The 14,990-nt window shown below is 34.7% G+C and carries 15 protein-coding genes and 1 pseudogene; 11 read left to right on the top strand and 5 right to left on the bottom strand.

Going from position 1 to position 14,990, the window contains the following annotated elements:
• The first annotated feature begins 237 nt into the window (after nt 1-237).
• From IWX83_RS03930 to IWX83_RS03920, 3 genes are read left to right on the top strand one after another with little or no spacing between them, the layout of a single operon-like run.
• Complete coding sequence (locus IWX83_RS03930; RefSeq protein WP_196827795.1) at nt 238-999, top strand: hypothetical protein; 762 nt, start codon at nt 238-240, stop codon at nt 997-999.
• Between the two features lie 16 nt (nt 1,000-1,015).
• Nucleotides 1,016-1,432 (top strand): hypothetical protein, encoded by a 417-nt coding sequence (locus IWX83_RS03925; protein ID WP_196827793.1) that lies wholly within the window; start codon nt 1,016-1,018, stop codon nt 1,430-1,432.
• A 10-nt stretch (nt 1,433-1,442) separates the two neighbouring features.
• Complete coding sequence (locus tag IWX83_RS03920) at nt 1,443-1,868, top strand: hypothetical protein (RefSeq protein WP_196827791.1); 426 nt, start codon at nt 1,443-1,445, stop codon at nt 1,866-1,868.
• Nucleotides 1,869-2,450: 582 nt separating this feature from the next.
• Here IWX83_RS03920 and IWX83_RS17135 read toward each other — a convergent pair.
• Nucleotides 2,451-2,573: pseudogene (locus IWX83_RS17135) on the bottom strand (NAD-dependent epimerase); the annotation flags it as partial.
• A 147-nt stretch (nt 2,574-2,720) separates the two neighbouring features.
• On the opposite strand from IWX83_RS17135, the gene IWX83_RS03915 reads away from it, so the two are divergent.
• Both IWX83_RS03915 and IWX83_RS03910 read left to right on the top strand, forming a co-directional pair.
• On the top strand, nt 2,721-4,007 hold the full coding sequence (locus tag IWX83_RS03915) for a hypothetical protein (protein ID WP_196827789.1): 1,287 nt from the start codon (nt 2,721-2,723) through the stop codon (nt 4,005-4,007).
• A 21-nt stretch (nt 4,008-4,028) separates the two neighbouring features.
• The gene (locus IWX83_RS03910) at nt 4,029-4,601 is read left to right on the top strand and encodes a DUF6705 family protein (RefSeq protein ID WP_196827787.1); all 573 of its coding nucleotides are present in this window, start codon (nt 4,029-4,031) and stop codon (nt 4,599-4,601) included.
• Between the two features lie 123 nt (nt 4,602-4,724).
• On the opposite strand, the gene IWX83_RS03905 is transcribed toward IWX83_RS03910, so the two are convergent.
• Nucleotides 4,725-5,663: an L-threonine 3-dehydrogenase gene (locus IWX83_RS03905; RefSeq protein WP_196827785.1), complete on the bottom strand. Its 939-nt coding sequence runs from the start codon at nt 5,661-5,663 to the stop codon at nt 4,725-4,727.
• Between the two features lie 406 nt (nt 5,664-6,069).
• Here IWX83_RS03905 and IWX83_RS03900 point away from each other — a divergent pair, with 406 nt between their 5' ends.
• The 4 genes from IWX83_RS03900 (at nt 6,070) to IWX83_RS03885 (ending at nt 10,822) form a co-directional block, all read left to right on the top strand.
• Nucleotides 6,070-6,675, top strand: a complete 606-nt coding sequence (locus IWX83_RS03900; protein WP_196827783.1) for a hypothetical protein — start codon at nt 6,070-6,072, stop codon at nt 6,673-6,675.
• Complete coding sequence (gene mfd, locus IWX83_RS03895) at nt 6,668-10,036, top strand: transcription-repair coupling factor (RefSeq protein ID WP_196827781.1); 3,369 nt, start codon at nt 6,668-6,670, stop codon at nt 10,034-10,036. Before IWX83_RS03900 ends, mfd begins: the two co-directional genes overlap by 8 nt.
• 277 nt (nt 10,037-10,313) lie before the next feature.
• Nucleotides 10,314-10,538 (top strand): hypothetical protein, encoded by a 225-nt coding sequence (locus IWX83_RS03890; protein WP_073354425.1) that lies wholly within the window; start codon nt 10,314-10,316, stop codon nt 10,536-10,538.
• Complete coding sequence (locus IWX83_RS03885) at nt 10,529-10,822, top strand: type II toxin-antitoxin system RelE/ParE family toxin (protein WP_073354427.1); 294 nt, start codon at nt 10,529-10,531, stop codon at nt 10,820-10,822. The genes IWX83_RS03890 and IWX83_RS03885 overlap by 10 nt, the downstream gene beginning before the upstream one ends.
• A 9-nt stretch (nt 10,823-10,831) precedes the next feature.
• Here IWX83_RS03885 and IWX83_RS03880 read toward each other — a convergent pair whose 3' ends face one another.
• The 3 genes from IWX83_RS03880 to IWX83_RS03870 all read right to left on the bottom strand — a co-directional run bounded on the left by IWX83_RS03880 (nt 10,832) and on the right by IWX83_RS03870 (nt 12,911).
• The gene (locus IWX83_RS03880; RefSeq protein WP_073354429.1) at nt 10,832-11,488 is read right to left on the bottom strand and encodes an aspartate kinase; all 657 of its coding nucleotides are present in this window, start codon (nt 11,486-11,488) and stop codon (nt 10,832-10,834) included.
• A 106-nt stretch (nt 11,489-11,594) separates the two neighbouring features.
• The gene (locus IWX83_RS03875; protein WP_196827779.1) at nt 11,595-11,954 is read right to left on the bottom strand and encodes a YraN family protein; all 360 of its coding nucleotides are present in this window, start codon (nt 11,952-11,954) and stop codon (nt 11,595-11,597) included.
• Between the two features lie 60 nt (nt 11,955-12,014).
• Nucleotides 12,015-12,911, bottom strand: a complete 897-nt coding sequence (locus IWX83_RS03870) for an LD-carboxypeptidase (RefSeq protein ID WP_196827804.1) — start codon at nt 12,909-12,911, stop codon at nt 12,015-12,017.
• Between the two features lie 268 nt (nt 12,912-13,179).
• Here IWX83_RS03870 and IWX83_RS03865 point away from each other — a divergent pair, with 268 nt between their 5' ends.
• Both IWX83_RS03865 and IWX83_RS03860 read left to right on the top strand, forming a co-directional pair.
• Nucleotides 13,180-14,292 carry an endonuclease/exonuclease/phosphatase family protein gene (locus tag IWX83_RS03865; protein ID WP_196827777.1) on the top strand — a complete coding sequence of 371 codons (1,113 nt, stop codon included), beginning with the start codon at nt 13,180-13,182 and terminating at the stop codon, nt 14,290-14,292.
• Nucleotides 14,293-14,381: 89 nt separating this feature from the next.
• On the top strand, nt 14,382-14,921 hold the full coding sequence (locus tag IWX83_RS03860) for a 3-hydroxyanthranilate 3,4-dioxygenase (protein WP_073354438.1): 540 nt from the start codon (nt 14,382-14,384) through the stop codon (nt 14,919-14,921).
• Nucleotides 14,922-14,990: the final 69 nt, after the last annotated feature.

Here is a 14,990-nt window from a genome sequence, read left to right as displayed (position 1 = left end):
AACTCTGATAAACACTTAATAATGATGAAAAAATTAACAGCGTAATTAAAAATCGAAATTTAGAATAATACTCTTGTTTTATAGGGGTCAAAACACCTTATCTCAAAATTCATAAAAAAGTCATCTGCCTATACAACAAATAAAATAGAAAGCAAATCCACAACAGCATACGCTACGGAGCCAATAGAGCTGCAAGAAGTAATAATTCCTGCAAGAAAACCCGTTCAAAGCCTAACCGTGGCTTACTTGTACGTGTATTCTAACGAAATAGAATCCAGCAATGGTTCTCTTCATAATTGGGGTTTTGGTGGCGGTGGCGGTGGTAGCGGTGGAAGTGCTGAACCTGTGAAAGAAAAGGAGGATCCTTGTTTAGTTGCAAAAAATATTTCTAGTGATGCTCAGAGCAGCATTTTTTTATCCGCTAAAACTAGCATAGAAATAGCAAGTTCAAATGGATTGGAACATAGTATTACCCTAGGAAGAGATGCGAGTGGTAATATAACTCAATCACCTATTCGAACTGGCGGGCAAAACGCAGTTGCAGTTAACACTTCGTGGACAGGAGCATTTGCATCGATACATAATCATCCCAATAATACTCAACTATCTGCGGGAGATATTTATTCTAGTATAAAATTAAATACTATGAATAGTGATTTCACTACTTCTTACATTATGACAAATGGACAAGTTTATGCGATTGTGATTTCAGACTTGGCGTTGGCTCAGGCGTTCGAAGCTACTTATCCAGCAGATCAATTACCAGGTTTTAATCCTGAATTCCCTGACATCTTATTCAATCAGTTACAAGCTCTTGTGACTTCAATGGGTTCAAGTATTGATGGTAGGACAGAAGCAATTGCATTCCTTTTAAATCAATATAACGCTGGTATAACGCTTTTGAAACAGAATAGCATTGGTGAATTCGATCCTATAAAGCCTGAAGAGACCACAAATTATGACGGAACCAAATCGTACGCAACAAAACCTTGTAATTAATATTAAAAGAAAAAAAATGAAAAATACACTTAAAATTATCGCAATATTATTTCTTCTATTGAATTATAGCTGCAGAGCACAACAAATGATACAAACTCCTAACGATGCTCATAAATTAAAAATAAATAATCAACAGTTTATTAATAAGCCTTTAAAAGTACTTCTTAAAGAAATAAAACCGCAAATAAAAACTGCTTGGGGAAATAATGAAGGAGGAAATCAATTCTTTTCTTTTAAATTTATAGATCAAGATGAAATTAAACGTAAGTCTATCAAAGATAATTCTGTGGGGCTGTATGTTTATGTCAAGGAAAATTTAGATTGGGATTCTAATAAAAGAGTTAAAGGTAAGGAGTATTTATGGACCAAGGAAGATATTGAGAAATATGGTAATCTTACCGTTATTCGAATTAAAGTAATAGGAAAAGATTAAGATTTAATAAATGGACAATATATTCAATTTTTTTGTAGTATTTCTTTTAATGAACTTTGCCTGCAAAGCACAACAAATGGTTGAATCTACCGAAGATGTTTATTTATTGAAAACGAATGAACAAAAGTTTCTTAATAAACCTCTTAAAAGTCTTCTCAAAGAAATAAAACCTAAGATAAAATCAGGTTATGCAAATAATGACAATCCATTCTTTTTTAGATTTAAATTTATAACTCATAAACAACAAAAAATGCATAATAGTGATGCAAGTAGGGAAGATCAAGTATCTTTATACGTATACGTAAAAGATCCAATTGATTGGAAATGGGAAAATAGACCGAAATCGATTGGTTTAGGATGGACTAAAGAAAATGCCGTAAAATATGGTGATCTTATTGTGGTGAGGATTAAAATAATTGAACGAAAAGATAACTGAAAACCATAAAAATACGTTCAAAATTATTGTAATATTATTTCTCTTTATGAAGTATAGCTGTAAAGTACAGCAAATGGTATTAACAACGGCAGACGTTGATAAATTAAAGATGAATGAGCAGCATTTATAAATAAACCCTTAAAGGAATTACTAAAAGAAATAAGACCGGAAATAAAAACTGCTGGAGTAAGTAATGAAGTGGGTCTTCAGTTTTTTTCATTTAAATTTAGAACATTTGATTAACAAAAGAAAAATGAAGGAAGTTACGAGGATAGAGTTTCCCTATATGTTTACGTAAAAGAACCTATTGATTGGCACTACGAAAAAAGACCAAAAGGAAGGGAGATAGATTGGACAAAAAGTGATATTGAAAAATATGGTAATCTTATCGTAATTAGAATAAAAGCAAATAGCAGGCTCAAGGAGTAAATAACTACTTAAAATTGGTATTTCATTCCCTGTGGTAAAGAGTGAAATAATAATATATTATAAAAACTATTGAATTACTTAACGATATAAAGTAGCATTCAAACAAAAATGCCGCAAAATCATCTTTTGCGGCATTTCATATTTTGAATAGGTTTACTTCAAATGCTCCAGCATATCCACCGTCATCGTTTCCAAATCAAATTTATGTTTCCATCCCCAATCTTCTCTGGCTTCAGCATCATTGATACTTGCTGGCCAACTATCGGCTATTTTTTTAATCATTCTTTTAAAATATCACTAAAAGTAGTTATTGTAAGTTGTAAAACTTTGCTTATTTTTATGAAATACTAATTAACCAAAAAGATATGAAAACAAACAAACAAACAAACGAGTGACTTAAGACGCAAAATTATATTGCTTTTTATGAGTTGTACTCTTTCTTTTATGCATTCTTGTAGCACCGAAGATGCATTAATACAAAAAGATTCAAATATTCAAACCGTATCAAGAGAACAGGCGATTCAGTTTTTACAACAAAATCCGCTAAAAGGTAGCGGTAACAAAACATCCAAAACGACTACTTTGTCTAATTATGATGCGATAACGCTAGAAAAAATAACAAATAGCGATCAGCTGTTAACTGTAATTTCTTTACCAGATAGTGACAAAAAACAAAACAGTAGAGTACTTTTGCTTACAGTAAACGACACATTAAAAAGTGCAGTTTTTTCAATGTATCCTGATGTTGCCCAAAGTACAAAAGAGTTTTCAGGTCGAGTACTAATCACTAGCATGAGCGGTGACTTTTTTAAGGGATTTAGAATGAAAAATGGATACCTTATCTCAAAATTCATAAAAAAGTCATCTGCCTATACAACAAATAAAATAGAAAGCAAATCCACAACAGCATACGCTACGGAGCCAATAGAGCTGCAAGAAGTAATAATTCCTGCAAGAAAACCCGTTCAAAGCCTAACCGTGGCTTACTTGTACGTGTATTCTAACGAAATAGAATCCAGCAATGGTTCTCTTCATAATTGGGGTTTTGGTGGCGGTGGCGGTGGCGGTGGTGAAGAAGAGGAAGTTGCAGACCCTTGTGATCAAATAAAAAAACAAATGGCTAATCCTGCCTATAAAGCCAAACTGGACATCTTAAAAAGCCAAACTGGACAAATAAAAGAAAATGGATACGCCCAAAACAAAGATGGAACATTTACTACTTTGACGGCAAATGGTCCAGATGCAATAGCTATGCCAAGAGACCCCAATAGAGTAGGTTATATGCATACCCATTTAGATCCATATCAAAAAACAAATTCAGACGGAGATACAATTGATGTGACACCTATTAAAATGTTTTCTCCTGCGGATGTGCAGCAGTTTTTAATTTTAGTAGTTAATGCACAAAATTATGGCACTCCTATTAGTGATGCCTATGGAATGATGGTATCTAGTGCGGGAATCTACCAACTTGCTTTTACCGGTAACGTAGCCGATATTAATGCGAAAAACAGCACTATCAATTGGGGGAGGAGCTTAGATAATATTTATGTGAAATATTTAAGAAAAAATGGTGAAGAAGGTTTTTTAAAATTCTTAAAAGACAAAATAGGCATAGACGGCATCGAACTGTATAAAGTTGAAGATTCGGGAAATTCCAAAATAGCATTGGACAGTAACGGAAAAATAGTGGCAATAAATTGTAATTAAAATTTAAATAAAAATATAATCATGAGAAAATTAGTACTGTTAGGATGTCTGTTAATAATTGCAATGTCCTGTAAAGCGCAACAAATTGTTCCCCTAGAGAAAACAATTGAATATAAAGTATCCGGAGGAATTCCAGATGGCATTTATTTAAAAGATATAAATAACCTACTTCCACAATACATGGGGACCTGGAAAGGTACCTTTGAAGGTAAAAACTATACTTTCATAATAACAAAATTTAAAGACGACTTTTTAGGTATTTCAGTAGATGAATTATTGATTCGTTATTTAATCACTACCTCTAATGGGACAGTAATAGAAGACACGCGGAGTTTGCCAGATACAAGCCCAAATGTTATACAAGGTGATTATTTTAGTAAAGGGGCTACTTATTATGTATTAAATTATTTTGGAAATAATTCTGGCTGCGGACAACAAGGGACGGTGTATATCCGTATGAGAAACACAGTCAATACTGAGATGTCTTTAACTTTTGAGCCAAATAAAATCGTATTAACAGAGGACAGTTGCCCAGGATTAATATTGGCTGAGCAATTGTTGCCTAGAAATGGGATGAGGTTAACGAAACAATAAAAACAAATTAAAAGTAGACTTTCATACAACCTCCTAAGTAGTCCTAAAATAGGCTGACAAGTTTTACAAACAAAAAAATGCCGCAAAACCTAAATTTTGCGGCATTTTTTATGCTCAATATATTTACTTCAAATGCTCCAGCATATCATTCGTCATACTTTCTAAATCAAACTCATGTTTCCAGTTCCAGTCTTCACGAGCGCTAGCATCATCAATACTTGCTGGCCAGCTGTCGGCTATTTTTTGACGGAAGTCCGGTTTGTAAGTAACTGTAAATTCTGGAATGTGTTTCTTGATTTCGGCAGCAATTTCTGTTGGTGTAAAACTCATCGCGGCTAGATTGTACGAAGATCGAATTTTGATTTCTTCAACGGGAGCTTGCATGATTTTTATAGTCGCAGCAATCGCATCATCCATATACATCATCGGCATTTTAGTTTCTGAGGATAGGAAACATTCGTATGTTTTATCCGAAAGTGCTTTGTGAAAAATATCTACCGCATAATCTGTAGTGCCACCACCAGGAGGCGATGACCAGCTGATTAAACCCGGATAACGGATGCTTCTTACATCTACTCCAAAGATATTATGGTAGTATTCACACCATCTTTCGCCCGCTTGTTTGCTGATTCCGTAAACCGTTGAAGGCTCCATGATCGTGTATTGAGGCGTATTTTCTTTCGGAGTGGTAGGTCCAAAAACGGCAATACTCGAAGGCCAGAATATTTTTTTTATTTTTCCGGCTTTCGCCAAATTCAAAACGTGAAACAACGAATTCATATTTAAATCCCAAGCAAAAGCAGGGTTTTTCTCGGCTGTCGCCGATAATAAAGCTGCCATTAAATACACTTCGTCAATTTGATGCAATTCTACTAAATGTTCAATTTGATTAAAATCCAACGCATTCACCACTTCAAATGGTCCGGAATTAACGACATCGATATTCAATTTTCTGATATCGGAAGCAATTACATTTTCGGTTCCGTAAATGGAGCGTAACTTTTGCGTAAGCTCCGTTCCTATTTGGCCACAAGCGCCTATAATCAATATTTTAGTACTCATTTTTATCTGTTTTGAAAAACAAAGATAACGTTTTCGCAAATATCATAATTTTGATATAAATGATGATAAATATCTTAAAATGATAGTAATACTTTAGATGATTTATTAATTGTCCTTTTTTTTAAATATAAAAAATGCTGCTGGGCTGTAAATTTAGTAGTCAAAAATGTGATTTGCACTCAACGATTAATTTTATCAAAATAGCGTACTAAAAATTCTAAAAGTGCTCTAGAGTGATTTCAATTTTATTTTGTGAGACATTACCTTTTTTGATACCTTTATTTGTAGGCTGTTTAACCTGAAATAAAACACTTTTTAAGGAGGCAAAAAAGTGTAAAGCAATCCTATTTCTGGAATTCGTTATTGTAAATTTACTTTGTAACTTTGTGCTTTAATGAAATTAAAAATGAAATACAATTTAGCCGTGTTCTTTTCGCTGATTTTCCTTTTGTTATCTTGTAAAGATGACAATCAAAAACGCATTGCGGAGAATGAAAAAGAGATCCAAAGAAGAGAAATCATATTTACCAATGTACAGAAAGGATGGGTTTTTTACGACACTCCGGTAACAGAAGCTTCTGAAAACAGTATAGCAACTTGGAGTGAGTGGCGAATTTTTTTAGCAGAATTAGCACAAAAACCCAAAAAAACGATTGGCGCTTTTCAGCAAAAATCAAAGTCGCTTACCAAAAAAGCAATGGCTTTAAATGACAATATTCCTTTTGAATTCAGTAAACCACAGATAAAAAGCAGGATTTCGACCTTAATTACTAAAGTGCAAATGCTGGATTTATTCCTTAATCTAGATACTATTCCAGATAAAAAAGTGACGCAGTTAGTTGCTGAAATTAATTTGGAACTCGTTTCCTTACAAAGACAAATGGACAAAATTGTTGACAAAAGTAACATTCCAGTCGAAGAAGGAGAATCTGACTTATTGAAAATGATGGATACCACAAGAGCCATTCCTAATACACCAATCATAGATCCAAATATTCCACGCGTTGAGTAAAACAGCCTTATACACTACCTACGATAATTCGCCAAAAACCAAGCAAATTGTTGCCTGTCTATTAGAGAATAACCACGTTAAGATGCACCTTTCAGGACTACTAGGTTCTGCAGTTTCATTTGTAATGCGGTCACTTTTTAAAAAATCAGAGCTCCCTTTTTTAATCGTTGTAAATAATAAAGAAGAAGCAGCCTATTATTTGAATGATCTAGAACAAATGATTGGTGAGCAAGATGTACTTTTTTACCCGGGTTCCTTTCGCCGTCCGTACCAAATAGAAGAAACCGATAATGCCAATTTGTTGCTTCGTGCTGAGGTGCTAAACAGAATCAATTCCCGCAAAAAGCCGGCCGTTATTGTTACGTATCCCGAAGCCTTATTCGAAAAAGTAGTCACCCGAAAAGAATTGGATAAAAATACACTTAAAGTCACCGTTGGCGATAAGATTTCGATTGATTTTATTAACGAAGTTTTGTTTGAATACGAATTCAAAAGAGTCGATTTTATTACAGAACCGGGAGAATTTTCGGTTCGTGGAGGAATTGTCGATGTGTTTTCGTTTTCGAATGACAATCCGTACCGAATCGAATTTTTTGGCGATGAAGTGGAAAGTATTCGAAGTTTTGATGTTGCGACTCAATTGTCAATTTTACAACAGAAGAAAATCACGATCATCCCAAATGTGGAAAACAAAGTTTTTCAGGAAAATCGAGAAAGCTTCTTAGATTATATTTCGGAGAAAACCGTAATTGTAATTCAAAATACGGAAGATTTTCTATTACAACTGGACAAACAATTTGGCAAAGCCGAAGAAGCTTTCGCAAAATTATCTCAAGAAATTAAACGTTCAACGCCTGAACAATTGTTTTTAAACCAAGCGGAATTTATAAAAAGAGCCTTGAATTTCTCGATTGTCGAGTTGAGTTCGAAAGCAATTTTTAGAACAACCAAAAAATTCGAATACTACATTCAGCCACAACCGTCGTTCAACAAACAATTTGATTTATTGTTGAATAATTTGAGCGAGAATCATTTCAATGGATACAAAAATCATATGTTTTGTTCTAATGATGCGCAAGCCAAACGATTTCATGATATTTTTGAAACCTTGGACGAAGCCAATTCGGAGAATATTCGTAAGCAGTACCACACTGTTGTTTTGCCTTTGTACCAAGGATTTATCGACGAGGAAAACCAAATTACCTGCTATACGGACCACCAGATTTTTGAACGCTATCATAAATTCAACATTAAAAACGGCTATTCTAAAAAGCAGAATATCACGTTAAAAGAACTAACAACTTTAGCTGTTGGTGATTATGTGACGCATATTGACCACGGAATTGGACGTTTTGGAGGACTGCAAAAAATACAGGTTGAAGGCAAAACACAAGAAGCCATCAAGCTGGTTTATGCTGATAATGATATTGTGTATGTAAGCATCCATTCGCTGCATAAAATTTCGAAATACAACGGAAAAGACGGAACACCACCTAAAATTTATAAATTGGGTTCGAATGCCTGGAAGATTTTAAAACAAAAAACCAAGGCACGCGTTAAGCATATTGCATTCAATTTGATTCAGTTGTATGCTAAAAGAAGACTCGAAAAAGGATTCCAATTTGCGCCCGACAGTTATTTGCAAAATGAACTAGAAAGTTCGTTCATTTATGAAGATACGCCGGACCAAACCAAATCAACGGCAGAGGTCAAAGCCGATATGGAAAGTGATCGTCCAATGGATCGCTTAGTTTGTGGTGACGTAGGTTTTGGTAAAACCGAAGTCGCTATTCGTGCGGCTTTCAAAGCGGTAGACAATAGTAAACAAGTGGCAATTTTGGTTCCGACGACCATTTTAGCGTATCAACATTACCGAACTTTTACCGAAAGATTAAAGGATATGCCGGTTTCTGTTGGGTATTTAAATCGTTTTAGAACGGCCAAGCAAAAAGCAGAGACCTTGAAATTGTTGGCCGAAGGAAAACTCGATATCTTAATTGGAACCCATCAATTAGTTAATAAAAATGTGGTTTTCAAAGATCTTGGATTGTTGATTGTGGATGAGGAACAAAAATTTGGTGTAAACGTAAAAGACAAACTCAAAACTATTGCGGCTAATGTGGACACCTTGACATTAACAGCAACCCCAATCCCAAGAACATTGCAGTTTTCGTTGATGGCAGCGCGCGATTTATCAGTAATTACAACGCCTCCGCCCAATCGTTATCCTATTGAAACGAATGTCGTTGGCTTTAGCGAAGAATTGATACGGGATGCGATTTCGTATGAAATTCAGCGCAACGGACAAGTTTTTTTCATCAATAACCGAATCGAAAATATTAAAGAAGTGGCTGGAATGATTCAGCGTTTGGTTCCTAACGCTAGAGTTGGAATTGGTCACGGCCAAATGGAAGGAAAAAAACTGGAAGAATTAATGTTGGCTTTCATGAACGGAGAATTTGATGTTCTGGTAGCAACCACCATTATCGAAAGTGGATTAGACGTTCCCAATGCGAATACGATTTTTATCAATAATGCCAATAATTTTGGATTGTCTGATTTGCATCAAATGCGGGGTCGAGTAGGACGTAGCAACAAGAAAGCATTTTGTTATTTTATTTGTCCGCCCTATTCTGCGATGACTGATGACGCTAGAAAACGAATTCAAGCTTTGGAACAATTCAGCGAATTGGGAAGCGGATTTAATATTGCGATGAAGGATTTAGAGATTCGTGGTGCCGGAGATTTATTGGGAGGCGAGCAAAGTGGTTTCATCAACGAAATAGGTTTTGATACCTATCAAAAAATCATGAATGAAGCCATCGATGAATTGAAAGAAAATGAATTCAAAGATTTATATCCTGAAGAAAGCAATTTGGAAACCAAAGAATACGTCAAAGATTTGCAAATTGACACCGATTTTGAGCTGTTGTTTTCGGATGAATATATCAATAATGTATCGGAGCGATTGAGTTTGTATAATGAATTAGGTGCTGTAAAAAACGAGGAAGAATTAATCGTATTCCAGAACAAATTAATTGACCGTTTTGGTCCAATGCCACCTCGTGCCAAAGCGTTAATGAATAGTATCCGAATCAAATGGATTGCAACCCGAATTGGAATCGAAAAATTAGTGATGAAACAAGGCAAAATGATTGGGTATTTCATTTCGGATCAACAATCAGATTATTACCAATCCAAACGTTTTAATCAAGTGTTGCAATTTGTACAAAAAAACAGTTCAATTTGTAAAATGAAAGAAAAACAAACGCCGGCTGGTTTGCGTCTTTTGTTGACTTTTGATAATGTAAAAAATACCAGAACAGCGCTAGAGTTTATGGAGTTGTTGGGAGGGGAATAAGACATCACTAAAGCTTCCAGCCTTCAAAAGGCTGGAAGCTTTCTAATTTACTCAATAATTAAATCTTCAATTTCATCAAGGGTTTGAGGAATTGAGTGGAAATATTTAAAGTTTTCTAAATCAAAGAAACAAACATAAAGTTCTCACTTTCTCAATCAATTAGATAATACATTAACTTCCTTTTAATATTTGAAAATGAAATAGTTAGTTAAATTTCGAGATTTGTTTTTTTAACACAATCTAAAAAGATAACTTTGTTACACTAAAATTTTAAGTTATGAATTTAGCCGCCAGAAAATATAATTTTATTCAAGAGTTGACCGATATCGACGAAAGTTTATTGGAAAAACTTGAAATTATTTTAAAAACCAGTAAAAAAGATTGGTTCACTGATTTGAATTTAGAAGAAAAACAGCAAATTGAAATCGGTTTAAAACAGGCAGAAAACGACGAATTTATAAGTCACGAAACTGTAATGAATAAATTTGCCAAATGGCATTAAAGATCAAATGGACTCCACAAGCCGATAACGGTTTGGCAAATGTTATAGAATATTTAGAAGCAGAATGGACTTTTAGAGAAATTTTGCAATTGGAAGAAAACATCAACCAAGTTACTAATCAGATTAGTCTTTTTCCTGACTTATATCCAAAATCTGAAACCTTTAAAAATCTTCATAAAGCTATAGTAGATAAAAATAACTACTTGGTCTATCAAGTAAATTATAAAAAATCTAGTATTGAAATAATTAATTTTAGAGGAACTAAACAAAAACCGAAATATTAGAAAACTAATCTAATTCTTCAAATCCTTAATCACTTTAAACGCTACATCCACTTGTTCTTCGCTCACTAAAATAGTAAACTCGTTTGAAGTCGAAATTACTTCATTGATAATTATTCCTTCCCAAGCAAGACGTTGAAAAATGAAATAGTAAATCCCAGGAACGACAATATTTTCTTTAGGTAATTTTACCGTAATCGAAGCAAGATTATCTAGTTTTTGAATCAATTTTTCAGTGGCAAAATGCTTGTCCACTAAGTGATTGATACTGTTGCTAACTACAATATTAGTTTCATTTACCCCTCTGGATGAAGTGTAAAAAATATCTGGTAAGGTATTGATATCTGTAATTAAATCCGCTTGTTTATTCAAAACGGTGTCGGATGCAGCAAAAGTATAATCCGTCAAAGCCGAACGAACAGTGATTTCCCCGATGTTTTTGATGACTTTGTTAATCTTATGATTCAGCCTGAAATCCAGTTCTTCTGTTAGTCTTTTTAAAGCCATAACAACCGCACCTTGTTTTACCTCCTTACCAAATTCACTTTCTAATTCGGTCATTATGTTTCGGGATAATGAGGTCAAATTAATGATGCCTAATGATAATGCATTCAGCAGAAAAGGCTTTGTTTTGATGTAATTTTCAACAATGGAAGAAACAGTTTTCATGATTTAATTTTTAGTGGTTGTTATTTTACGCGTAGTTAGTGTATAAACAATGTGCAAATATAAATAAAAAACATTTTGTTACAAATATAACAACAAGAAAAAACAACTAAAAGTGATAAAAAGCATCGATAAGATGCTCAATTACAAAAGATTTACCTTCTTTATGGATGGCAATTATATCAAAACGGACTTCAATATCTAAATCTCTTTCGTTGACAAACGCATCAACGGCCTTTACAAGAAGCTGGATTTTTTTTGGTTTTACAAAATCCTGAGGTAAGCCAAACTCCAATGAAGAACGGGTTTTGACTTCAACTATAGCAAGTGTGTTTTCTTTTCGCGCTATAATGTCTATTTCGGCTTTTTGGAAGGTCCAGTTGGTTTGCAAAATAGTGTAGCCGTCTTTCCGTAGAAATTCAACTGCCATTTCTTCTCCAAGTTTTCCGAGTTCGTTGTGTTCCGCCATTCAAAAATTTTGTTTAAAGTTTAAGGTTTAAAACTTTTGCAATCAAAAATTGAATTGCCTTTATTCAAAAACCAGCGTACTACATTTTTCATTGACATTTATAGTCACATTATTTCCTAAAATCAAAGCTCTATTGTCTTGAATATGACCTGCAGGGAAATTGTACATAATAGGAATAGAATACTTTTTTGTAACATCTTGAATAATTTCGATGGCATTTTTTCCCCAAGGAATATCATTATCCTTCATTTTTGTCATGCTACCCACAACAATGCCTTTGATGCTTTCTAGACATCCGTTGCGCTTTAAATTCATCAACATGCGGTCAATATGATACAAATATTCATCTAAATCTTCTATAAACAAGATTTTATCAGAGCAATCAATTGCTGATGGAGAACCAAATAAACTATACAGAATAGATAAATTTCCACCCACTAATTCTCCGGTAGCTTTTCCGGGTCTGTTCATCAGGAAAGGATCTATTTCGTAGGAAAGTTTTTCGCCAAATAAAGCAATTCGGAGTGTTTCTATGGCTTGGGGAGTTGCTCTTGGAGCGGTGATGGGCATGATTCCGTGAATGGATTTGTAACCCATGGTATTCAAATGATTGTGTAAAACGGTTACATCACTGAAACCAACAATCCATTTCGGATTTTTTTTGAACGCAGTAAAATCCAATAAATCAATCATCCGTACAGTTCCGTATCCACCTTTTACACACCAGATGGCTTTGATGTTTGGATTGTCCAATTGCTGCTGAAAGTCGGCAGCACGTTGTTCGTCGGTTCCAGCTAATTGATTGTTGTCTAAACCTATTGTGCTGCCAATGACTACTTCTAAACCCCAACTTTTCAATAAAGCAATAGCGGGTTTCAAGTTGTCATCTGTATTTTTTCTGGCTGTTGCCAAAATTGCTACGGTATCTCCTTTTTGTAAATTGGGCGGTGTAATCATGTTGTATTGGGCTTGACTGTTGAAAGATTGTAAAACAAAAATAAGCAATAGAAATTGATATAATATAGGACGGCGAGGTGTAAAAGTAAATCTGTTTTTGATCATGCTTGAATGCTTTTCTGAAAAAATTCTAGTGGGAATGTGTTTAAATGATAAAAACAAAGATAGACAATTAGAAAATAATTCTAAGTTCAGGTTCAAATGACTATTTTTACAATAGCCAGATTCAAAGAGGAATCTAATCACCGACTGGAAATAAATAACATTTATGAGAATTACGCACTGGATTCCTATTCTTTTTTTATTTTTTCCAATACCAAAAGCTACTGCCCAACAGAAAAAATATGTGATTCATACCGTTGCATTTTATAATTTTGAAAATCTTTTTGATACGATAAACGATCCAGATACTTTTGATGAGGAATGGACGCCAACAGGTTTGCAGCGTTGGACATTCGATAAATACGAAAAGAAATTAACCAACTTAGCCCGCGTTTTATCGGAAATAGGTTCTGCTGAAAATACAGATTCGCCCACATTTATTGGCGGTTGCGAAATAGAAAACAGAGGCGTTTTGGAGGATTTGGTCAAGCAACCCAAACTAATCGAGAAAGATTACGGAATCATCCATTTTGATTCGCCAGACAAACGAGGAATTGATGTGGCGTTGTTGTATCAGAAAAAGAAATTCCAGCCCACGAGTTACAACAATATTCCGTTGTACATTTATAAAGAAGGAACTGTTACGCAAGAAAGTTCCAAAGCCAGTTCCGAGGAAAAAACAGATGATGAATTAGAAGTAAGCACAAAAAATTATCGTGTTTATACACGAGATCAACTTTTGGTAACGGGGTTTTTGGACGGAGAAGAAATCAATATCATAGTCAATCACTGGCCGTCAAGATCTGGCGGTGAGAAAAAATCTAGTCCGTTCCGCGAAGCTGCCGGCGCTTTAAACCGAAAAATAATTGATTCCCTGCAACGCATCAATCCAAATGCAAAAGTGATTACGCTCGGGGATCTGAATGATGGACCATATAATAAAAGTGTCAAATTAGGGCTTGGTGCCAAAGCAAAAAAAGCAGACGTTCAGCCATTTGGGATTTACAATCCATTCGAAGAAATGGCCAAAAAAGGATTTGGAACCATTGCATTTCGGGATGCATGGGATGTTTTTGACCAAATAATGGTTTCCGAAACCTTACTTCAAACGGACTATTCGAGTTTTCGATATTGGAAAGCAGGAATTTACAACAAGTCATTTTTGATACAAACGAGCGGACAATACAAAGGCTATCCGTTACGACATTCCACCACCGAAATAGGATTTAGTGATCATTTTCCCGTCTATATTTATTTGATTAAAGAAAAGCGGAACTAAAGTGCTAATGTTTTTAGGGGAAATTAGTAGGTTCTATAATTTAAAATCTTAGTACCTTAGTACCTTAGAAACTTTGAACCTCAGAAAATATGGCAGTAGCAAAACCTTTCAACCTCAATAAATGGATCGACGAAAACCGTGATCTTCTTAAACCGCCCGTTGGAAACAAGAATTTATACACAGAATCCGGGGATTACATCGTGATGGTAGTTGCGGGTCCAAACGCTCGAAAAGACTATCATTATAATGAAACCGAAGAGTTGTTTTACCAACTTGAAGGGAGTATTAAAGTAATCATTCAAGATGAGGGTGTGCGAAAAGAAATGGAACTTCATGCTGGCGACATGTACCTGCATTCCGCTAAAATCCCGCATTCACCCGTACGTTCCGAAGGTTCTATTGGGCTTGTCATCGAACGAAAAAGAGCCGGAAAAGGATTTACGGACGGATTGCTTTGGTTTTGCGATACTTGTAATAATAAATTACATGAAGTCTATTTTGAACTGCATGATATCGAGAAAGATTTTCTACCTCATTTCGAACATTTCTATAGTTCTGAACACTTGAGAACCTGCGAAAAATGTGGAACCGTAATGGAAACGGACCCAAGATTTGTTGCCAAAAAATAATTCAATGCTGAATTTGTATCGGTTTTAGGAGCTAATCCCGCTATCCGTTCTATCTTTTGTGGTCTCGTA

The sequence above is a fragment of the Flavobacterium sp. CG_9.1 genome, assembly GCF_015751645.1.
Lineage (GTDB): Bacteria > Bacteroidota > Bacteroidia > Flavobacteriales > Flavobacteriaceae > Flavobacterium > Flavobacterium xanthum.
This window is presented reverse-complemented; position numbering and strand designations above follow the sequence as displayed.

What these genes read in the sequence shown, in the direction of transcription:
- IWX83_RS03905 (WP_196827785.1), bottom strand. Translation starts at nt 5,663, where the DNA reads ATGAGTACTAAAATATTGATTATAGGCGCTTGTGGCCAAATAGGAACG.
- IWX83_RS03890 (WP_073354425.1), top strand. Translation starts at nt 10,314, where the DNA reads ATGAATTTAGCCGCCAGAAAATATAATTTTATTCAAGAGTTGACCGAT.
- IWX83_RS03910 (WP_196827787.1), top strand. Translation starts at nt 4,029, where the DNA reads ATGAGAAAATTAGTACTGTTAGGATGTCTGTTAATAATTGCAATGTCC.
- IWX83_RS03925 (WP_196827793.1), top strand. Translation starts at nt 1,016, where the DNA reads ATGAAAAATACACTTAAAATTATCGCAATATTATTTCTTCTATTGAAT.
- IWX83_RS03870 (WP_196827804.1), bottom strand. Translation starts at nt 12,911, where the DNA reads ATGATTACACCGCCCAATTTACAAAAAGGAGATACCGTAGCAATTTTG.
- IWX83_RS03860 (WP_073354438.1), top strand. Translation starts at nt 14,382, where the DNA reads ATGGCAGTAGCAAAACCTTTCAACCTCAATAAATGGATCGACGAAAAC.
- IWX83_RS03880 (WP_073354429.1), bottom strand. Translation starts at nt 11,488, where the DNA reads ATGAAAACTGTTTCTTCCATTGTTGAAAATTACATCAAAACAAAGCCT.
- IWX83_RS03920 (WP_196827791.1), top strand. Translation starts at nt 1,443, where the DNA reads ATGGACAATATATTCAATTTTTTTGTAGTATTTCTTTTAATGAACTTT.
- IWX83_RS03865 (WP_196827777.1), top strand. Translation starts at nt 13,180, where the DNA reads ATGAGAATTACGCACTGGATTCCTATTCTTTTTTTATTTTTTCCAATA.
- IWX83_RS03900 (WP_196827783.1), top strand. Translation starts at nt 6,070, where the DNA reads ATGAAATACAATTTAGCCGTGTTCTTTTCGCTGATTTTCCTTTTGTTA.
- IWX83_RS03875 (WP_196827779.1), bottom strand. Translation starts at nt 11,954, where the DNA reads ATGGCGGAACACAACGAACTCGGAAAACTTGGAGAAGAAATGGCAGTT.
- IWX83_RS03915 (WP_196827789.1), top strand. Translation starts at nt 2,721, where the DNA reads ATGAGTTGTACTCTTTCTTTTATGCATTCTTGTAGCACCGAAGATGCA.
- IWX83_RS03885 (WP_073354427.1), top strand. Translation starts at nt 10,529, where the DNA reads ATGGCATTAAAGATCAAATGGACTCCACAAGCCGATAACGGTTTGGCA.